Below are 18,754 nucleotides of genomic sequence, written 5' to 3'. Positions count from 1 at the left end.
GCGTGATGCGGCATCGGACACAAGTCAGGGGATCGCCCGCCACGGGTGGCCGGGGCGGGGGCGGAAGTTCAGGACAGCATCGACTGGCCGATGCGCAGGCTGCTGCGCCGCAGGCGCCAGCCCATCAGGATGGCAGCGGCGGTGAGGCCCACGATCAGGCCGATCCACATACCCTGCGGGCCCATGCCCAGGCCCAGGCCGAGCCCGGCGCCCAGCGGCATGCCCAGGCCCCAGTACGCGAACATGGCGATGAACATCGGCACGCGGGTGTCCTTCAGGCCGCGCAGCGCGCCGGCCGACAGTACCTGGATGCCATCCGGGAACTGGAAGGTGGCCGCATACAACAGCAGGGTGGAGGCCAGGCCGGCCACCGCCAGGTCGTTGGTGTAGACACCGACGATGGCATCGTGGCCGAACAGCAGTACCGCCGCCGACAATGTCTGCGTACCCATGATGATCGCGTAGCCGGCCCAGGCCGCGCGCCGCACGCCGAAGCCATCGCCGCGGCCGACCGCATGGCCGACACGCACGGTAGTGGCCTCGGCCACGCCCATCGGAATCATGAAGCACAGCTGGGCGACGTTGATCGCGATCTGGTGCGCAGCCGCTTCATTGGCACCTAGGCGGCCGATCAGCAGCGCGGTGACGATGAACAGGCCGCCTTCCATCAGTACGGTGATGCCGATCGGCAGGCCGGTGCGCAGCAGGTCCCAGATCGCCTTCCAGCGCGGCCCTTCGAAGTGCGAGAACAGCTGCAGATGGGCAAAGCGCCTGGTCCGCCACAGATACAGGGCGAATGCGGTTGCCTGCAGCCACATCATCACCGCCGAGGCGATCCCCAGGCCTTCGGCGCCCAGTTCCGGGAAACCGAGCTTGCCATTGGCCAGCACATAGCCCAGCGGCGCCAGCACCAGCAGGCCACCGAAGCCAAGCAGCATGGTGGGCAGTGTCCAGTGCATGCCTTCGCTGAGGTAGCGCATGCAGAAGTACAGGGTCAGCGCCGGGCCGCCCCAGCGCACCGCATGCAGGAACGCAGTCGCCCCCGGCACGATGTCCGGTGCGATGCCGAAGGCCGGCAGCAGCGGCGGCACCACCGTAAGGAAGGTGAACATGATCAGGCCCAGGCCCAACGCCAGCCACAGCGCCTGTCGGAACAGCGGGCCGATCTCGCGCTCGCGGCCAGCGCCGTGCAGCTGCGACACCGAGGCGGTGAGCGAGATCAGGGTGCCGATCGGGATCAGCATCGGCAGCCACAGCAGGGCGGTACCGATGGTCACCGCAGCCAGCGTCGCGGTGGCGTGGTGGCCGGCAATCACGTTGTCGACGAAGGAGATCAGACCGGTGGACACATGGCCCAGCACAAGCGGCAGGGCGAGCAGACCGGTAGCGCCGACTTCCTTGCTGAAGCGCGGCGTGGAGGTTGCAGTAGACATAAGGTGCTTGACGCGAACTACGGTTGCGCGCGAAGGGCACAGGCACCGGGTTGCGGCCGGTCATCTTACGCGCCCGGCGCGCGCATTCCCATGACAGGGGGTGAATGCTGGGTTCCGGCTGCCCCAAGCAAAAAGGGGACGGAGGGGATTAAGTCGTATCTGGCCAGTCAGTGCCGAATGCGACTTAATCCCCTCCGTCCCCTTTTTTACTGGCCCGCTTGGCGCTTGAGCCAGCTGTCGCGTTCGGCGGCCGGCACCGCAAGGAAGGCGCTGCGCACGGCGTCGCGCTCCTGCGGCGGCGTACGCTGCGCGACCAGGGCCAGCTGGGCCAGCTGCGCCGGGCTGAGCTGACGCAGCACGGCCAGCGCGGTCTCGCGCTGCTCCGGAGGCACAAAGCCGAACAAGCCATGCAGCTTTGGGAATTCCAGGCCCAGTTGCGGGCCCAGCCGCCACCCGTCGCGGAACGCCTGGTCCTGATCGCCGAACTGCTGTCGCAGACGCTGCTGCTGGTCCGCAGGCAGCGCATTGAATCGCGCAGCGGCCTGGCGGATGCGCTCGCGCTCTCCTTCCGGCAACGCGCGCCAGGCGGCGTAGTCGGCACGGCGCTGGCGCTGCTGCTGCGGATCGAGCTGGGCAAAGCCAGCCGGTGCCGCGGTCGAAGCCGGCGGCGCGGCCGGGGTGGCCGGCGATGGCGGCGGCAATGGCACGTTCAACGATTGCGGCGCCGCAGACAGGGACAGCGGCAAGGCCAGCAACAGGCTGGCGAACACGGACTTATTCATCGGCGGCGGCGGTTTCCAGCGTGGCACTGGCCGGCTCCGGTCGGCTCGGCTTGGCTTGCGATTCGTCCACCGGCAGCGGACCGCCCGCGGCGGTCCATGCGTACAGGTCAGCATCGGCAACCAGCGGGTAGTCGCGATCGGCCAGCATCGCTGCGTCGTCATTGGCTTGGGCATGCGTTGCATCCGGCGTGGCGTCGACCTTGCTCGGTGGCAGGGCTTCCACCGTCACCGGACCGGCCTCGCCCACGACGCCTTCCGGCAGCGGCGCATCGTTGCCGAAGGAACGTCCCTGCAGGTAGCGCCAACCCAGCGCAGCGGCCAGCAGCACCGCCACGGTTACCAGCAGGATCAGCGGACCACGCCAGCGCGGCTTGGCGTCCGTACGACGGCGCTTGCCATGGGCGGCCGCGCGCTCGTCCCGCTGCGGTGCTCGCCAGCTGGAGGTCGGCGCTTCATTGTGGGCGGCGGGTGCCGCCGGCTGCTGAAGCTGCTGCAGGCGCGTGGCCGGCAGTTCACGGATACGCGCCTGTACCTGTTCGGCCAACTGGCGCCAGGCCGCGGCATCGGGCTGGCCCTGGGCATCGCGCGGGCAGGCATCGGCCAGCAGGTGCTGGTAGCCGGCCTCGTCCTGGTCGAGCACGCGCGTGGCGATGCTCTCGTCCAGGCTGCCGCCTACCCGCAGCAGCAGCGCCAGGCGCGGCAGCGGCGACATCGCAGCCAGCGCGGCCAACGGTGGCGCCCATTGGCCACCCACGGGCTCGCGCAGGGCCTGGCGCTGGCCCAGCAGGGTCCAGAAGCGGGTCGGCCACTGCGCCATCGGCAGGTCGCTGGCAACGGCCGCGAACGCGCGCATCACTGCCACCAGGGTCTGTTCGGCGCGCGCGGCATCGCCGCACTGCAGCTCAGCCACCACCAGGGCGCGGCGCTCGACGCCACGCAGGAACGCCGACAGCGCGCCGGCCGCGGTCGAGGAAACAGGGGCGGGCACAGCCGTCATCGGTCACTCCAAAGGTCTGGGGGAATGATAGCGGCAGGCAATCGACGCCCGTAGGACTTGCGCCCACGGATACTTCGTGCTGCAGGTTGTGCACAGCACCACGCTCCCGGCGCGGGAAACTGCGGCAAGCAGCTGAATTCACTCTGTTTCAGCAATGTTTCACACTTAAACTGTTGATTTTGAATAGTTTTTAAGTGTGGCTATTTTTTGACCAACCCAAGCGTGAGCTCGTCGCCATCGGCCTCCTGCGTTCCCGTCGACCGGTAACGCACAACGTTATCCACAGAACATGTGGATAAGCCTGAATCTCCAATGGACACCGATATTTAGGTGACATTTATGATTCAACGGGCGCCGCTCCGCCGTCTCCCACCCCGCCATTCGCGCGCGCACGGCCCGGTACACTGGCCCGATGCTTTCACCGATTCCGACCCTGCAGGTCGCCCTGCCCGTCCCCCTGCCCCGTCTGTTCGACTACCTGTCGCCGGAGGGCGATGGCCCCACGGTTGCGGTCGGCTGCCGCCTGAAGGTGCCGTTCGGCAACCGCGAGCTGGTCGGGGTGGTGGTGGGGCACGGCCAGACCGACGACGGCCAGGGACTGCGCCAGGCGTTGGCCTGGTGCGACCCGCAGCCGCTGCTGCAGGGGGAGCTGTGGCAGAGCCTGCAATGGCTGGCGCGTTACACCCACGCACCGCTGGGCGAGGTACTGAGCACCGCCCTGCCAGGACCGCTGCGTCATGGCGAAGCCCTGCCCGACACCCACCACTGGGGCTGGCAGTTGACCCCCGAAGGCCATGCCCAGCGCGGGAAGCTGCGCGCCGGCAGCCGCCCGCGGCAGTTGGCCGAACTGCTGGCCGGGGCCGTGGTGGATGAGGATGTACTGGGCGAACGCATGGAGGACTGGCGCACCGCCGCGCGCAGCCTGGCCAAGCGTGCGCTGGCCGAGCGCGTGGCGATGACGGTGGCACCGCAGCATGCGCAGCCGCTGCCCGGCCCCACCCTCAACCCGGACCAGGCCGAAGCGGTGGCCGCCATCAACGCCGCCGAAGGCTTCCAGCCCTTCCTGCTGGATGGCGTGACCGGCAGCGGCAAGACCGAGGTGTACCTGCAGGCCATCATCCACTGCCTGGCGCAGGGCAGGCAGGCGCTGGTGCTGGTGCCGGAAATCGGTCTGACCCCGCAGACCCTGGCACGCTTCCGCGGCCGCCTTGGCATCGCCGTGCACGCATTGCATTCGGGGTTGAACGACAACGAGCGCGCGCGCGTCTGGGCTAAGGCTTCGCGCGGCGAGGCACGGGTCATCGTCGGCACCCGCTCGGCGGTGTTCACGCCATTGCCGCAGGCCGGGCTGCTGATCATCGACGAGGAACACGACGGCAGCTACAAGCAGCAGGACGGCATCCGCTATCACGCGCGCGATTTCGCTCTGGTCCGGGCCAAGGCGCTCGGCATTCCGGTGCTGCTCGGCAGTGCCACCCCTTCGCTGGAAACGCTGCATAACGCCTACGCCGGGCGCTACACCCACCTGCGCCTGAAGCAGCGTGCCGGTGATGCGCGGCCACCGCGTGTGCGCATCCTCGATGTGCGCAAGCGGCCGCTGCACGATGGCCTCTCGGCTGATGTGCTGGCCGGCATCGACGAGCACCTGCAGCGCGGCCAGCAGGTGCTGGTGTTCAAGAACCGGCGTGGCTACGCGCCGGTACTGCTGTGCCACGACTGCGGCTGGACCGCACCGTGCAACCGCTGCGATGCGCCGATGACCGTGCATGGCGGCGGCCGCCGCCTGCAGTGCCATCACTGCGGCGCGCGACAACCGGCACCGCTGGCATGCCCGGCCTGCGGCAGCCTGGCGCTGCAACCGCAGGGCATCGGCACCGAACGCCTGGAAGAGCATCTCACCGCGGCCTTCGCCGACGTCCCTGTGGTGCGCATCGACCGCGGCACCACGTCACGTCGCGATGCACTGGAACAGCAGCTGGCGAGACTGGGAGACCAGCCCGGCATCCTGGTCGGCACGCAGATACTGGCCAAGGGCCACGACCTGCCGAAGCTGACCCTTGTGGTGGTGGTGGGCATCGACGAAGGCCTGTTCTCCGCTGACTTCCGCGCCAGCGAGAAACTCGCGCAACAGCTGATCCAGGTGGCCGGTCGCGCCGGGCGCGCACGTGACCCCGGCGAGGTCTGGCTGCAGACCCATCACCCCGGGCATCCGTTGCTGGAAACCCTGGTCAGCGGTGGTTACCACCCGTTCGCGCAGGCGGAGTTGAACCAGCGGCAAGCCGCAGGATTCCCGCCATTCGCGCACCTGGCGCTGATGCGCGCCGAAGCGCAGCAGGTGGAGCATGCCAATGCGTTCCTGCTGGCCGCACGACAGTTGCTGGGCGAGCAGGACGTGGTCGAGGCCTACGGGCCGATGCCAGCACCGATGCCACGCCGCGCCGGCTACCAGCGTACGCAGCTGCTGCTGTCTGCCATGCAGCGGCCGCCACTGCATGGCGTGCTTTCGCAGCTGGTGCCGCAGCTGTACGCGCTGCCGGAAGCACGCAAGGTGCGCTGGTCGCTGGATGTGGATCCAACGGACCTGTATTGATCCCGTAGAGCACTGCCGAGCATGGCTCGGCACTACCGTAGAGCCGAGCCATGCTCGGCTGCGTTTCAGCACCGGGCAGTGCTTACGTCAGCGGCGACATCACGCCGCGCTGGTAGGCCGGCCGCTCGCGCAGGCGGGCGTACCACTCGGCCAGGTGCGGCAGTTCAGGCCGCTGGATCGGCAGCTCGTACCAGGCGTAGATCAGCGAGCCCAGCGGAATGTCACCCATCGCGAACTTGTCGCCCGACAGCCACGGCTGTTTGGCCAGCGTGGCATCGGCCATCGCCAGGTAATCGCCGGCGCGCACGATCGCGGCATTGATCCGCGATTCGTCCCGGTCGGCCGGGGCGGTGCGCATGATGCCCCAGATCAGGTCGCTGTACAGCGGCGCCATCCGCGAGGTGCTCCAGTCCATCCACTTCTCGGCCTGGGCACGCTCCATCGGGTCTTCGGCGTACAGCGTGCCCAATGCGTAGCGTGCGCTCAGATAGCGCACGATGGCGTTCGATTCCCACAGCGGCAGGCCATGGTCTTCGATCACCGGCACCAGGCTATTGGGATTCATCGCCTGGTACTCCGGCGTCTGCGTGCCGCCGTGGCTGCCACCGACTTCGATGGATTCATACGGCAGGCCGATCTCCTCGGCGCACCACAGCACCTTGCGGACGTTACTGGAATTGCGGCGGCCCCAGATCTTCAACATTGCGGATTTCCTTGCCTGCAGCAGTGCGCCACGGTGGCGCGGAAACGCTACGATACGCCCATCCACAGGGAGAGACGACGTGACTGCATGGGATGCTTTGAACTACGTTCTGCTGGCAGCAGGGCTGGGGATGCTGGTGCTGGGCTACCGCCGCTCCAATCGCAATCTGCTGCTGTGTGCGGGCCTGTTGCTGCTGGCCTTCAACGGCATTGAGGATTTCGCCACCGGGTTCGCCGACGGCTATGCGAATTCGGAAGCACGGGTGATCTGATTCGTTTGGGTGATGTGCCGGCCAGCGGCCGGCACTACCGGTTCTTCTTCGGCAGCGCGCGCACGTAGGACGACTTGCCGTCCTTCTTCAGTTCGAACAGGCCGATCGCTGCCAGCAGGTCACTGAGCTTCCCGTAACCATAGTTGCGCGGATCGAACGAGGCCTGGTTGCCGATCTGGCTGCCAACCGGCCCCAGATGCGACCAGCCGTCCTCGCCCTCGGCTGAGGACACCGCGCGGCGCAGCATCTTCACCAGCCGGGTATCGCTGCGCATTTCCGCACCGCTCTTGCGTGGCCGGGCATCGTCGTTGGCCACAGGCTCGTTCGATGCCTGTTCGCTGGAAGCCTGTTCGGTATCCGGCACGCTGGCATGGGTCTGGCCCAGTGCTTCCAGGTAGGTGAATTTCGAGCACGCGTTGACGAACGGCTCGGGCGTTTTCTTCTCGCCGAAGCCGTACACCTTCACGCCATCGGTCAGCAGACGCATCACCATCGGAGTGAAATCGGCATCGCTGGAGACGATGGCGAAGCCATCAAGGTTGCGTGCGTAGAGCAGGTCCATGGCATCGATCACCATCGCCATGTCCGAGGCATTCTTGCCCTTGCTGTAGGCAAACTGCTGGATCGGGCGGATCGCATATTCGTGCAGCACCGCTTCCCAGCCCTTCAACCGCGGGCTCTTCCAGTTGCCATAGGCGCGGCGCACGTTGGCCACGCCGTAGCGGGCGACTTCAGCCAGGACCTCGTCGATCTTCGAGGCCGGCGCATTGTCGGCGTCGATCAACAGGGCGATGCGCTTTTCCGGTTCGCTCATGGGCTCCTCACGGGCGGCTGCCTGAACCCGAGTATCGCCGATCCGGGCAGGCGCTGACGTGACAGGTGGCCGCCGTGCGAAGATGCCAGGCGCTTCCCCCGATGCCCCCACTGGAGTGAGTCGATGAGTCGCGAGCGCGTTCCCCACCTGGTCGTTGTCGGCGGCGGTTTTGCCGGTCTCTGGGCCACCCGTGCCCTGGCCCGCGAGCGCATACGCATCACCCTGGTCGACCGCCGCAACCATCACCTGTTCCAGCCGCTGCTGTACCAGGTGGCCACCGCCGGCCTGTCCGCACCGGATATCGCCGCACCGCTGCGCCACATCCTCGGCCACCAGCGCAATGTGGAAGTCCGCCTCGGCGAAGTGGTGGCCATCGACAAGCAGGCGCGGCAGATCCGCATGGCCGATGGCAGCACGCTGGACTACGACAGCCTGCTGCTGGCCACCGGTGCCACCCACGCCTACTTCGGCAACGACCAATGGGCCGATGATGCGCCCGGCCTGAAGACGCTGGACGATGCCATCGCGCTGCGCCGCAAGCTGCTGCTGGCGTTCGAGCGTGCCGAGGCCGAACCGGACCCGGCAAAGAAGGCGGCGTGGCTGAGTTTCGCCGTCGTCGGTGGTGGTCCCACCGGCGTCGAACTGGCCGGCACCCTGGCCGAGATCGCGCGCCACACGCTGCGCAACGAGTTCCGCCACATTGATCCGGCCAGTGCGAAAGTGCGGCTGATCGAGGCCGGGCCGCGCGTGCTGTCCTCGTTCCCGGAAGTGCTTTCGCTGAAGGCGCGTCGGCAGCTGGAGAAGCTGGGCGTGGAAGTGCTGACCGGTACCCCGGTGAGCGACATCGACAGCCAGGGCTTCACGCTCGGTGACCAGTTCGTGCCAGCACGCACCGTGGTCTGGGCCGCCGGCGTGGCCGCTTCACCGCTGGCGCGCACGCTGGACGTGCCGCTGGACCGCGCGGGCCGCGTGCCGGTGCAACCGGACCTGACCCTGCCCGATCACCCGGAGCTGTTCGTGGCCGGCGACCTGGCCGCACTGAGCCAGGCCGACGGCAAGCCGGTACCCGGCGTGGCACCCGCTGCCAAGCAGATGGGCAAGTACGTGGCCGAGGTGATCCGCGCGCGCCTGCACGGCACGCCCGAACCCGGCCCGTTCAAGTACGCGGACTACGGCAACCTGGCCACCATCGGCCGCATGGCCGCGATCGTGCACCTGGGCCGGCTGCAGCTGTCGGGCGTGCTGGCGTGGTGGTTCTGGCTGGCCGCGCACGTGTTCTTCCTGATCGGCTTCCGCAACCGCATCGTGGTGCTGCTGAACTGGGCGGTGGCGTACTGGAGCTACCAGCGCAGCGCGCGCATCATCTTCGGTGATGACCAGGAAGACCGTCGGCCGAGGCGGTAGGACTGCACTCGCGCCTCCCCGACCGGTGCGGTAGATCCACGCCATGCGTGGATGACTGTCTGTGCATGCCGCATGGAGCTCAGCCACGCACGGCGTGGCTCTACTTCCTCATCGGGGCGCCCGGCACCCACCGTTTCGACCCGGTCCGGCAGAAGTCCTCCTTCCTCGCGGTGTCGGCAATCTGCGCGGTACTCCAATGCCGGGTGATCCAGATCGTCAATGCGGTACTACTGAGATGCCAGCGCAGCATGCCGCGCTGTGGTTGCCGCCACAGGTGGCGTCGGGCAATCCAGAAGGCCTCCCGCTCCACTTCCGGCACCTTCTTCTTCATCACGTCCTTGTCGAAGAACTGCGCGGCGAAACGCCAGGGATTCATCGGCTGGTATCCCGCGCGTGGTTCACTGCTGCACGCAGCCATACCACTGGGCGCGCGGTCGGCCGGCTTCGACCGACCGCCTGCCAATGCCAGCCCGAGCAGGTACAGCAGGCCAGGCAACAGCGCGATGCCGGCGACCAGCACGACGACGGAGATCCATGCTTTGCCGGCGGCGCGCATCGTTCACGGCGCCTTCGGTTTCGGGTACCACAGCGACGACAATGACCGACGGTCGTGCTGAAAAGCAAAGGTGGACATCCGGGTCTCCAGCGCTTGGCGCGGAGCGATCATCGCATGGCCCGGCAGCCCATCCACGCATGGCGTGAATCTACAGAACCCGGAGCCGAGCGTGGGCTCGGCTCTACAGAAGCGCAGGGTCCGGGGCCTGCAGCCAGGCCAGCTTGCGTTCGCGCGGCTGCTGCTTGAGCTGCCATTCGGCCCGTGACGCGGCGGCCCGGTCCGGGTACTGGCGCACGGCCAGCACGCGCAGCGGCGGGCGGGCCCGGGTGTAGCGCGCGCCCTTGCCGGCCTGGTGGGCGGCGAAACGCGCATCCACATCTGTGCTGATGCCCGCGTAGTAGCTCCCGTCGCGGCATTCGAGCAGATACAGGAACCAGGGGCGGAGGGACGGGGCCATGCCCGGATTATGCCGTGCTGCACTGCAGCGGATATACTGGCGCCCGAATGCAGGAGAGAGGCGCCGCGCTGGCGCCCGCCGAAGGCGCAGGCTCCCATGATCGCTCAGGCCGGTGGGCTGGAATCCCACCAACCATGCATTCGACTCGCCGAGCTGGAGAGAGGTCACCGGGCACGCCCGGGACGATCCGCCGAAGGGGCACGCGGCCTACGCCGCTGAACTCTCAGGCAAAAGGACAGCGGGAGCGGCACCGGTCATCGTCATCCCGTCATTGCGCAGGCAGTGGCGGTAGTCGCGCATGGCCGGCCCCACCGCGCCCGGAGCCTGTCGCATGCTGCTGTCCATCATCTACCTGATTGCCATTTCCGCCGAGGCCATGACTGGCGCACTGTCCGCAGGCCGCCGCCGCATGGACCTGTTCGGTGTGGTCATGATCGCCTGCGTCACCGCCCTCGGCGGCGGATCACTGCGCGACATCCTGCTCGGCCACTATCCGCTGGGCTGGGTGAAGCATCCCGAGTACCTGGGGTTCACCGTATGCGCGGCGCTGATCGCCACTTGGGTGGCACGCTGGATGCACCACTTCCGCCGCACCTTCCTGGTACTCGACGGCCTGGGCCTGATCGCCTTCACCCTGATCGGCTGCTCGATCGCGCGCGAAGCCGGCCATGCGATGCCGATCGTGCTGATCGCCGGCATGCTGACCGGCGCGTTCGGCGGCGTGCTGCGCGACATCCTCTGCAACGAGGTGCCGCTGATCTTCCAGAAGGAGCTCTACGCGATCATCGCGCTGCTGACCGGCGCGGCGTATCTGTTGCTGCTGCACTGGGGCGTGGCCGACGCCACCGCGATCCTGTGCTGCCTCGGCGGCGGCTTCGCACTGCGCCTGCTGGCGATCCACTACCGCTGGGAAATGCCGAAGTTCGTGTACCACGACGAAGTGCATTGAGGTTCGCGCGGCCGAATCCGCACCACCCCGGCGATGGACCTGGCGCTGCCGCTCACGCGCAGCGCCAGGCGCATCGCCGGTGCAGATGGGCCGGTCTCCAACTCCGGCCGGCCCTGATCGCGGCCGCACCCCCGCAGGCGCTGGCCACCATCCACACACGTGCCGCCATCAGGCGGCTTCATTCACGCTGCTTCGGACACCTTCACTTCACGACGGGCACGCACGGCCGCAGCCAGTCGCTCCAGCACCGTCACGGTGGTGTCCCAGTCGATGCACCCATCGGTGATGCTCTGGCCGTAGACCAGCGGCTGGCCTTCCACCAGTTCCTGGCGGCCACCGACCAGATGGCTCTCGATCATCACGCCCACGATGCGCTGTTCGCCGTCTTCCAGCTGAACAGCAATGTCCTCGATCACCTTCGGCTGGTTCTCCGGGTTCTTCAGGCTGTTGGCATGGCTGGCATCGATCATCAGGCGCGCCGGCAGCTTGGCCTTGGCCAGCGCCTGGCAGGCGTCGGCAACACTGGCTGCGTCGTAGTTCGGCTGCTTGCCCCCACGCAGGATCACATGGCAATCGGGGTTGCCGGTGGTCGACACGATGGCAGTGCCGCCCTGCTTGGTGACCGACAGGAAGTGGTGCGGATTGGACGCAGCACCTACGGCGTCAGCGGCAATCTTCACGTTGCCATCGGTGCCGTTCTTGAAGCCGACCGGGCACGACAGCCCCGACGCAAGTTCGCGATGCACCTGGCTTTCCGTGGTGCGTGCGCCGATCGCGCCCCATGCCACCAGGTCGGCGATGTACTGCGGCGAGATCACGTCGAGGAATTCAACACCCGCCGGCAGGCCAAGCTTGTTGATGTCGCGCAGCAGGCCACGGGCGATGCGCAGGCCCTTGTCGATCCTGAAGCTGCCATCCAGGTCCGGGTCATTGATCAGGCCCTTCCAGCCCACCGTGGTGCGTGGCTTCTCGAAATACACGCGCATGACGATTTCCAGCTCGCCTGCCAGCGCGTCGCGCAGTGGCTTCAGGCGCTGGGCGTACTCGATGGCGGCGTTCGGGTCGTGGATCGAGCACGGGCCCACCACCACCGCCAGGCGGTCATCGCGGCCGTGCAGGATCTGGTGCAGCGCTGCGCGCGAGGCGCTGACGGTGCCGGAGGCTTCATCGTCACAGGGCAGCATCGCCAGCAGCTGGGCAGGCGGTGTCAGCGGTTCGATGGTGCGGATACGCAGGTCGTCGGTGTGCGGGGGCATTGCAGGAGATCTCCGGAACGTTGGGGGTCCCCAGCGTGGCGGCATGAAAAAAGCCGCCAGGTTCGCTGGCGGCTTTCGGGAATGCGTCTGAAGCTTTCTTCAGGGTGAGCGCAGTCCTTCCTCCGCCAGTGGCTTCGGAAAGTAATACCAGTAAAAACGGGTAGCGGCTGCGTTCATGGGATCTATTGATAGCACAGCTTTTGCGCAGTGCAAAATGTTTCATCCGCAACTGGGACGCTGCCCGAGCGCAGCGGCGGCCTATCGGCTGCCATGCACTTCAACGTCCAGCAGCAGGCCTTCGTGGATATCGGCCCAGCGCTCCAGCACCCGATCCAGCTCCTGCCGGGCCTCGTCCAGCTGCTCGGGGTTGAGCAGGGAGCGTGCGGTGTAGAGGTCGGAGACCAATCGACGCAGGGCCGATTCCGGGATGGCCACCGACGGGTTCTCCTGCCCCGGCAACTGCAATGCCGGGCACTCGCCAAGCGGACCGAACAGCGTGACCTCGAGCTTGCTCTGCATGATCAACGTCCCTGCGGATGGACATGGGCAACGCACTGTTTACCGTGTATCGGTGACAGGCGCATGTGCCGCCCATGCCGGGGATCGCAGGCCGCCGCCGTACCACTACAGCGCGGCCAGGTCGGCCAGATGCTGGCCCATGCTGTCCACCTCACCGATGGCATGGGTGGTGGTGAAGTAATCATGCCAGCCGGTGGCGGCGATCCCGGCCACCAGCGTGTCGGCCGCTTCGCGGCTGGCGCAGTGCCAGACCGCATAGAACTGCTCGCCGGTGCCACACGGCACGTCCGTAGCGATGCGGCCCATGGCCACCGGCCTGATGCATTCCGGGTCGAAACGCTGCATGCCCTCACCGATGCGGGCGAAGAAGGCGGTGCGTTGTCCGGGCGAGAGCGCCGTCCAGGCGGGGGTGGCGGTGTAGAGCTCGATAAAGGTGTGGGCCATTGCGGTTCTTCCTTGAGGTTCATGGGATTGCCGGCCAGCGGCCGCCATTACCGCAGTGATCGCATGGCGCGTTTGCGGATGTAGGCGTTGGCATCGCTGTGGTGCTCGCGTTGCCAACGTGCGCACAGCCCACGCAGCCATTGCGGCTGCGTCTTGCCGGCATCGTTGAGCCAATTGCCGACGGAGTCCTGCACATAGCGCTCGGGGTCGTCGGCCAGCGCGTCCAGCAACGGCACTGCGTGTTGAGGCTGCTGCTTGAACAGCGCGATATGCGTAGCCCAGACGCCCCGGGGACGCAGCGCCTCGCAGGCGAAACGGCGCAGGTACGGCGATACTTCCTGCGTCCACGGTTGCAGGTACCCAAGCGCCTGCAGCGGTGCAGCAACGATGTCCGTGCGCAGTGCCAGCCAGGCCCATTCGCGCACGCCGAAGTGTGGGTCATCGGCCAGCGTTCGTATCGCCTGCAGCTTCCCTGCCAGGGGCGTGCCGGCGTCACTGCCGATCAGGTAGCAGGCCCAGCCACGCACCGTATCGGAGGCGTGGCCCCGCCACTGCGCGGGATCGCCCTGTCCGCTGTCGCGCAGCAGGCGGGCGGCCAATGCCATGCGCTGGGTGATGCCCTTGCCTGCGGCGTCGCGCATGCGTTGCAGTGCGTCCGGTTCGAGCACAGGTGCCACGACGTGCAGCAGTTCGGCGAAATCCACCGCCAGGCACTCGGCCAGGTGGGTGGCGGCGACGCGACCGGTGCTGAGCGCACGCAGGCGTTCGGCCGCAATGGGCGCGCTCATGCAGCGGATTCCCGCCCGGCATCGGTGTGCTGCCAGACCTTGTGCAGCAACCGTGAAAGCTGCTGCTGTTCGTCGGCCTCCAACCCGTTGAACAGGCCCCCGATCCACTGCGTGTGCTGCTCGAACAGCGCCTCGGCGAGGCGTGTCCCCTGTGCGGTCAACACGATCCGCAGGCGGCGGCCATCTTCGGCATCGCTGTGGCGCTGCAGCAGGCCTTCGCGCTGCAGGCCGTCGAGCAGGCCACTGATGGTGGCGCGGGTCACGCCGGCACGCTCGGCCAGCTCATGCGGCGGCAGCGAGCCACCGGCCCCGTGCAGCAGGAACAACGCGATGAAGCGGCCTTCGCTGAGGCCATGCGGTGCCAGCCGTGCGGCGCAGTCGTGGTCGATGGCGGCAGACAGTGACAGCAGTTGGAAGCACAGGCGCAGCTGGGGCAGGTTTACCTCGCCGCGGCGCGCAGCTTCCTTGAGCAGAGCGGTGTGTTTTGCTTCCAGCATGCCGGCCACCATGTGATTAGGTGCCTAATCATAATCGATTTTCGCCCATGGAACCACGCTGTGCGGAGCATGCGGGGCCGGGTCCGGCCAAGCCCGCGCATCGCCCAAAAAGAAAAACCCCGCCTTGCGGCGGGGTTCTTCTCTACAACGGGAAGGTATGCCGACCCAGGGCCGGCATCCCAATGCCAGGGGCGAGGACTTAGAAGTCCATGCCGCCCATGCCACCCATGCCGCCCATGCCACCGGCGCCGCCCATGGCCGGCTCGTCCTTCTTCGGAGCTTCGGCCACCATGGCTTCGGTGGTGATCATCAGGCCAGCGATCGAGGCGGCGTTCTGCAGCGCCGAACGGGTCACCTTGGTCGGGTCCAGGATGCCGAACTGCAGCATGTCGCCGAACTCGCCGGTGGCCGCGTTGTAGCCGAAGCTGCCGGTGCCTTCCTTGACCTTGTTGATGATGACCGACGGCTCGTCACCGGCGTTGGCAACGATCTCGCGCAGCGGGGCTTCCATCGCACGCAGGGCAATCTGGATGCCGTGGTTCTGGTCTTCGTTGGCGCCCTTCAGACCGGCCAGCGCGGTGATCGCGCGGACCAGGGCAACACCGCCGCCCGGAACCACGCCTTCTTCAACGGCCGCACGGGTGGCGTGCAGGGCGTCGTCGACGCGGTCCTTCTTTTCCTTCATTTCGATTTCGGTCGAGGCGCCGACCTTGATCACGGCAACACCGCCGGCCAGCTTGGCCACGCGTTCCTGCAGCTTCTCGCGGTCGTAATCCGAGGAGGTGTCCTGGATCTGGGTCTTGATCTGCGCCACACGGGCATCAACGTTGGCCTTGTCGCCGACGCCGTCGATGATGGTGGTGTTCTCCTTGGAAACCTGCACCTTCTTGGCGCGGCCCAGGTCCTTGATGGTGGCCTTCTCCAGCGACAGGCCGACTTCTTCGGAGATCACGGTGCCGCCGGTCAGCACGGCCATGTCTTCCAGCATCGCCTTGCGACGGTCGCCGAAGCCCGGGGCCTTGACGGCCACGACCTTGACGATGCCACGGATGGTGTTGACCACCAGGGTCGCCAGCGCTTCGCCTTCGACTTCCTCGGCCACGATCAGCAGCGGCTTGCCGGCCTTGGCGACGCCTTCCAGCACCGGCAGCAGGTCGCGGACGTTGGAGATCTTCTTGTCGTGCAGCAGGATGAACGGGTCATCCAGGTCAGCGGTCTGCGACTGCTGGTTGTTGATGAAGTACGGGGACAGGTAGCCGCGGTCGAACTGCATGCCCTTGACCACGTCCAGCTCGTTGTCCAGGCCCGAGCCTTCTTCAACGGTGATGACGCCTTCCTTGCCGACTTCCTTCATCGCGTCAGCAATGATCTGGCCGATCGACTCGTCCGAGTTGGCCGAGATGGTACCGACCTGGGCAATCGCCTTGTCGTCGGCGGTCGGCTTGGAGATGTTCTTCAGCTCGGCGACGGCGGCCGAAACGGCCTTGTCGATACCGCGCTTGAGGTCCATCGGGTTCATGCCGGCGGCCACGGCCTTGGCACCTTCGCGGATCAGGGCCTGGGCCAGCACGGTGGCGGTGGTGGTGCCGTCGCCGGCGTCGTCGTTGGTGCGCGAAGCAACTTCCTTCACCATCTGCGCGCCCATGTTCTCGAACTTGTCAGCCAGTTCGATTTCCTTGGCGACGGAGACGCCGTCCTTGGTGATGGTCGGAGCGCCGAAGCTCTTTTCCAGCACGACGTTGCGGCCCTTCGGGCCGAGCGTGGCCTTGACGGCATTGGCGAGAACGTTGACGCCGCGCACCATGCGCGAACGGGCATCTTCACCGAAACGGATATCCTTGGCAGCCATGTGCAGTTACCTCATCTGGTAGCGCCGGGCCATGCCCGGCGGCTGGGTGTTGGAATCAGGGGATGGAACAGGTCGCGCCGGGGCTCAGCCGATGACGGCGAGCACGTCGTCCTCGCGCAGGACCTTGTATTCGACGCCTTCGCTCTTGTACGAGCTGCCGGCGTACTGGCCGTAGATGACCTTGTCGCCGACCTTCAGCGACGGCGCGCGCACGTTGCCGTTGTCCAGCGGCTTGCCCGGGCCGACGGCCACGACCTCACCCTTGGTGGACTTTTCCTTGGCCGAGTCGGGGATGACGATGCCACCGGCGGAGATTTCGTCGGCTTCGATCGGCTTGACCACAACGCGGTCGTGCAGCGGCTTGATGCTCATAGGAGACCTCTTAAGTGATTGATTGGTCTAAAAAAGTCCGGCGATGTTAGCACTCGCCCCGGGCGAGTGCCAGAACCGCACGTGAAGAAACCCGACAACGTCGGGAGCAGGGCAGAGATGGAGCCCCGCCGCCCCCTTTCAAGGGCCGAATGAAAAAATTTTTCCACCCGCGCGCCTCGGCCAGGGCGTCGGTCCAGATCAATTTCGGTGACAAGCGTCGCACTGTCAGACATCTGACGTTCATTTACGACAAAGTGTCACTGGATCGGCCTTAGGCTCGGTCCGGCATTCCCAATCACAAGGAGGAGTCGATGCGATTGCTGTCCCCGCTTGCCGCTGCCTGCCTGCTGGCGCTGGCCGCTGCGCCGGCCCAGGCCGAGGTCTTCATCAACGAACTGCACTACGACGACAGCACCGCCGCCGGTGACGTCGGCGAAGCGATCGAGGTCGTAGCCACTGCCGGTGAGGACCTGTCCGGCTACCGCCTGTACCTCTACAACGGCAGCAATCCGTCCGCCGCCACCGTCTATGCCAACAACCCGGTCCCGGCCGGCACCGCCGCCGGCTGCGGCAGCGCCACCATCGCCGTGGTCAGTTACCCGACCAACGGGATCCAGAACGGCCCGACCGACGGCATCGCCCTGGTCGATGCCAGTGGCAAAGTGGTCCAGTTCCTCAGCTATGAGGGCGCCATCACCGCCTCCGGTGGCCCTGCCGCCGGCATGACCAGCCAGAACATCCCGGTGGCCGAGACCAACAGCACCGCGCCGGGCACCTCGTTGCAGCTGACCGGCAGCGGCAGCCAGTACACCCACTTCACCTGGGCCGAATCGGCCGGCCAGACCTTCGGCAGCTGCAACAACGGCCAGACTTTCAGCGGCGGTGGCACGCCAGGCCCGAACACGCCGCCGTCGGTGTCCACCACCACCCCGGCGCAGGGCAGCAGCACCTTCCCGGCTGCGGCCGATCTGGAAGTGGTGTTCAGCGAAACCGTGAACCTGGCCAGCGGCGCGTTCGCGCTGAGCTGCGGCACCTCCGGCAGCGTGCCGCTGACCTTCCCGGCCAGCGGCCGCAGCGTGAAGCTGTCCACCAACACCGCGCTGGTGGCCGGTGAAGCCTGCCGCTTCGACATCCGCGCCGCGCGCATCACCGACCTGCTGGGCGCGCACCCGGCCGCCGACAGCCGCATCGCCTTCACCGTGGCCAGCACCGGCGGCAATCCGGACCCGGGCAACCCGGGCGTGCCGGCCGGCTACTACTCCAGGGTCAACACCAGCAGCCCCAGCCAGCTGCGCTGCTCGCTGCACGCCACCATCAAGGGCCATACCGCCTACCCGTACAGCGGCTCGGGCACCAATACCTGGACCATCCTGGAAATCGCCGACGAGGATCCGAACAACCCGAACCGCATCCTCGATGCCTACCGCAACCGCAGCTACGCCAAGGTCAGTGATCGTGCGGGCACCGGCAGCGGCCTGACCTACAACCGCGAGCACACCTGGCCGAACTCGCTGGGCTTTGCCAGCACCACCGGCGACAAGGGCCTGCCCTACGCGCCGTACACCGATACCCACATGCTGTACCTGACCGACGCGCAGTGGAACGCCGACCGCGGCAACAAGCCGTTCGGCAAGTGCGATGCCAGCTGCGGTGAGCGTGCCACCGAAGCCAACAATGGGCAGGGCGGCGGCAGTGGTGGCTATCCGGGCAACTCCAACTGGGTGCGCACGCCGGACGGCAACACCGGCACGTTCGAGGTGTGGGGCAAGCGCAAGGGCGACATGGCGCGCGCGGTGATGTACATGGCGATCCGCTATGAGGGTGGCAAGGATGCGGCCACCGGTCAGTCCGAGCCGGACCTGGAGCTGACCGACGACCGCAGCAGGATCGTCAAGACCAGCAGTTCGCCGGCCTACATGGGCCTGCTGTCGACGCTGATCGACTGGCACCTGTCCGATCCGCCGGATGATGCCGAGCGTGCCCGCAATGACGTGGTCTACAGCTTCCAGGGCAATCGCAACCCGTTCATCGACCACCCCGAATGGGCGACCCCGGCCCTGTTCACCTCGGCCA

At 67.1% G+C, this 18,754-nt stretch carries 19 protein-coding genes and 2 riboswitches; of the genes, 5 read left to right on the top strand and 14 right to left on the bottom strand.

The annotated features are described in order from the left end of the window. Positions 1–68: 68 nt before the first annotated feature. The 3 genes from N5C25_RS05730 to N5C25_RS05720 all read right to left on the bottom strand — a co-directional run bounded on the left by N5C25_RS05730 (position 69) and on the right by N5C25_RS05720 (position 3,212). Positions 69–1,433, bottom strand: a complete 1,365-nt coding sequence (locus N5C25_RS05730; protein WP_155030195.1) for an MATE family efflux transporter — start codon at positions 1,431–1,433, stop codon at positions 69–71. Between the two features lie 206 nt (positions 1,434–1,639). Continuing rightward, positions 1,640–2,215, bottom strand: a complete 576-nt coding sequence (locus N5C25_RS05725) for a DUF3106 domain-containing protein (protein WP_058978756.1) — start codon at positions 2,213–2,215, stop codon at positions 1,640–1,642. Beyond that, positions 2,208–3,212, bottom strand: coding sequence for a hypothetical protein (locus N5C25_RS05720; RefSeq protein ID WP_058978758.1), 1,005 nt, complete (start codon positions 3,210–3,212; stop codon positions 2,208–2,210). The genes N5C25_RS05725 and N5C25_RS05720 overlap by 8 nt, the downstream gene beginning before the upstream one ends. Before the next feature lie 412 nt (positions 3,213–3,624). Here N5C25_RS05720 and N5C25_RS05715 point away from each other — a divergent pair, with 412 nt between their 5' ends. After that, complete coding sequence (locus N5C25_RS05715; protein ID WP_279936588.1) at positions 3,625–5,802, top strand: primosomal protein N'; 2,178 nt, start codon at positions 3,625–3,627, stop codon at positions 5,800–5,802. 82 nt (positions 5,803–5,884) lie between these two features. On the opposite strand, the gene N5C25_RS05710 is transcribed toward N5C25_RS05715, so the two are convergent. Continuing rightward, positions 5,885–6,505 carry a glutathione S-transferase gene (locus N5C25_RS05710; protein WP_019660796.1) on the bottom strand — a complete coding sequence of 207 codons (621 nt, stop codon included), beginning with the start codon at positions 6,503–6,505 and terminating at the stop codon, positions 5,885–5,887. Between the two features lie 79 nt (positions 6,506–6,584). Between N5C25_RS05710 and N5C25_RS05705 the strand changes: the two genes are divergently transcribed. Further along, complete coding sequence (locus N5C25_RS05705; protein ID WP_146256769.1) at positions 6,585–6,776, top strand: hypothetical protein; 192 nt, start codon at positions 6,585–6,587, stop codon at positions 6,774–6,776. A 34-nt stretch (positions 6,777–6,810) separates the two neighbouring features. On the opposite strand, the gene N5C25_RS05700 is transcribed toward N5C25_RS05705, so the two are convergent. Then, complete coding sequence (locus tag N5C25_RS05700) at positions 6,811–7,590, bottom strand: NYN domain-containing protein (protein ID WP_010481148.1); 780 nt, start codon at positions 7,588–7,590, stop codon at positions 6,811–6,813. Positions 7,591–7,713: 123 nt separating this feature from the next. Here N5C25_RS05700 and N5C25_RS05695 point away from each other — a divergent pair, with 123 nt between their 5' ends. Continuing rightward, entirely contained in the window at positions 7,714–8,994 is a 1,281-nt protein-coding gene (locus N5C25_RS05695; protein WP_279936587.1) for an NAD(P)/FAD-dependent oxidoreductase, read from the top strand. Positions 8,995–9,094: 100 nt separating this feature from the next. Here the strand turns inward: N5C25_RS05695 and N5C25_RS05690 are convergent, their stop codons facing one another. Both N5C25_RS05690 and N5C25_RS05685 read right to left on the bottom strand, forming a co-directional pair. Continuing rightward, on the bottom strand, positions 9,095–9,550 hold the full coding sequence (locus N5C25_RS05690; protein WP_262213077.1) for a hypothetical protein: 456 nt from the start codon (positions 9,548–9,550) through the stop codon (positions 9,095–9,097). 181 nt (positions 9,551–9,731) lie between these two features. Continuing rightward, positions 9,732–10,007 carry a GIY-YIG nuclease family protein gene (locus N5C25_RS05685; RefSeq protein WP_019660799.1) on the bottom strand — a complete coding sequence of 92 codons (276 nt, stop codon included), beginning with the start codon at positions 10,005–10,007 and terminating at the stop codon, positions 9,732–9,734. Between the two features lie 40 nt (positions 10,008–10,047). Then, a riboswitch (glycine riboswitch) is annotated at positions 10,048–10,137 on the top strand. Positions 10,138–10,150: 13 nt separating this feature from the next. Continuing rightward, a riboswitch (glycine riboswitch) is annotated at positions 10,151–10,254 on the top strand. Positions 10,255–10,338: 84 nt separating this feature from the next. Here N5C25_RS05685 and N5C25_RS05680 point away from each other — a divergent pair. Further along, positions 10,339–10,956 (top strand): trimeric intracellular cation channel family protein, encoded by a 618-nt coding sequence (locus N5C25_RS05680; RefSeq protein WP_005411215.1) that lies wholly within the window; start codon positions 10,339–10,341, stop codon positions 10,954–10,956. A gap of 182 nt (positions 10,957–11,138) precedes the next feature. On the opposite strand, the gene N5C25_RS05675 is transcribed toward N5C25_RS05680, so the two are convergent. From N5C25_RS05675 to N5C25_RS05645, 7 genes are all read right to left on the bottom strand, one after another. Next, a complete protein-coding gene (locus tag N5C25_RS05675) occupies positions 11,139–12,212 on the bottom strand; it encodes a 3-deoxy-7-phosphoheptulonate synthase (protein WP_058978773.1) in 1,074 nt (357 codons plus the stop codon). Positions 12,213–12,470: 258 nt separating this feature from the next. Continuing rightward, positions 12,471–12,731, bottom strand: a complete 261-nt coding sequence (locus tag N5C25_RS05670) for a hypothetical protein (protein WP_058978775.1) — start codon at positions 12,729–12,731, stop codon at positions 12,471–12,473. 105 nt (positions 12,732–12,836) lie between these two features. Further along, positions 12,837–13,175 (bottom strand): DUF6616 family protein, encoded by a 339-nt coding sequence (locus N5C25_RS05665; RefSeq protein ID WP_058978777.1) that lies wholly within the window; start codon positions 13,173–13,175, stop codon positions 12,837–12,839. 47 nt (positions 13,176–13,222) lie between these two features. Continuing rightward, positions 13,223–13,963, bottom strand: a complete 741-nt coding sequence (locus N5C25_RS05660) for a DNA alkylation repair protein (protein ID WP_058978778.1) — start codon at positions 13,961–13,963, stop codon at positions 13,223–13,225. Next, positions 13,960–14,460 carry a MarR family transcriptional regulator gene (locus N5C25_RS05655; protein ID WP_279936586.1) on the bottom strand — a complete coding sequence of 167 codons (501 nt, stop codon included), beginning with the start codon at positions 14,458–14,460 and terminating at the stop codon, positions 13,960–13,962. Before N5C25_RS05655 ends, N5C25_RS05660 begins: the two co-directional genes overlap by 4 nt. A gap of 199 nt (positions 14,461–14,659) precedes the next feature. Continuing rightward, the gene (groL, locus tag N5C25_RS05650) at positions 14,660–16,309 is read right to left on the bottom strand and encodes a chaperonin GroEL (RefSeq protein WP_005411226.1); all 1,650 of its coding nucleotides are present in this window, start codon (positions 16,307–16,309) and stop codon (positions 14,660–14,662) included. Positions 16,310–16,393: 84 nt separating this feature from the next. After that, positions 16,394–16,681: a co-chaperone GroES gene (locus N5C25_RS05645; RefSeq protein ID WP_005411227.1), complete on the bottom strand. Its 288-nt coding sequence runs from the start codon at positions 16,679–16,681 to the stop codon at positions 16,394–16,396. Between the two features lie 311 nt (positions 16,682–16,992). On the opposite strand from N5C25_RS05645, the gene N5C25_RS05640 reads away from it, so the two are divergent. Further along, the coding region (locus N5C25_RS05640) for an endonuclease (RefSeq protein WP_279936585.1) at positions 16,993–18,754 on the top strand (1,762 nt) is incomplete at its 3' end.

Source organism: Stenotrophomonas sp. GD03958 (assembly GCF_029839005.1).
GTDB classification, from domain to species: Bacteria; Pseudomonadota; Gammaproteobacteria; order Xanthomonadales; family Xanthomonadaceae; genus Stenotrophomonas; species Stenotrophomonas hibiscicola.
This window is presented reverse-complemented; position numbering and strand designations above follow the sequence as displayed.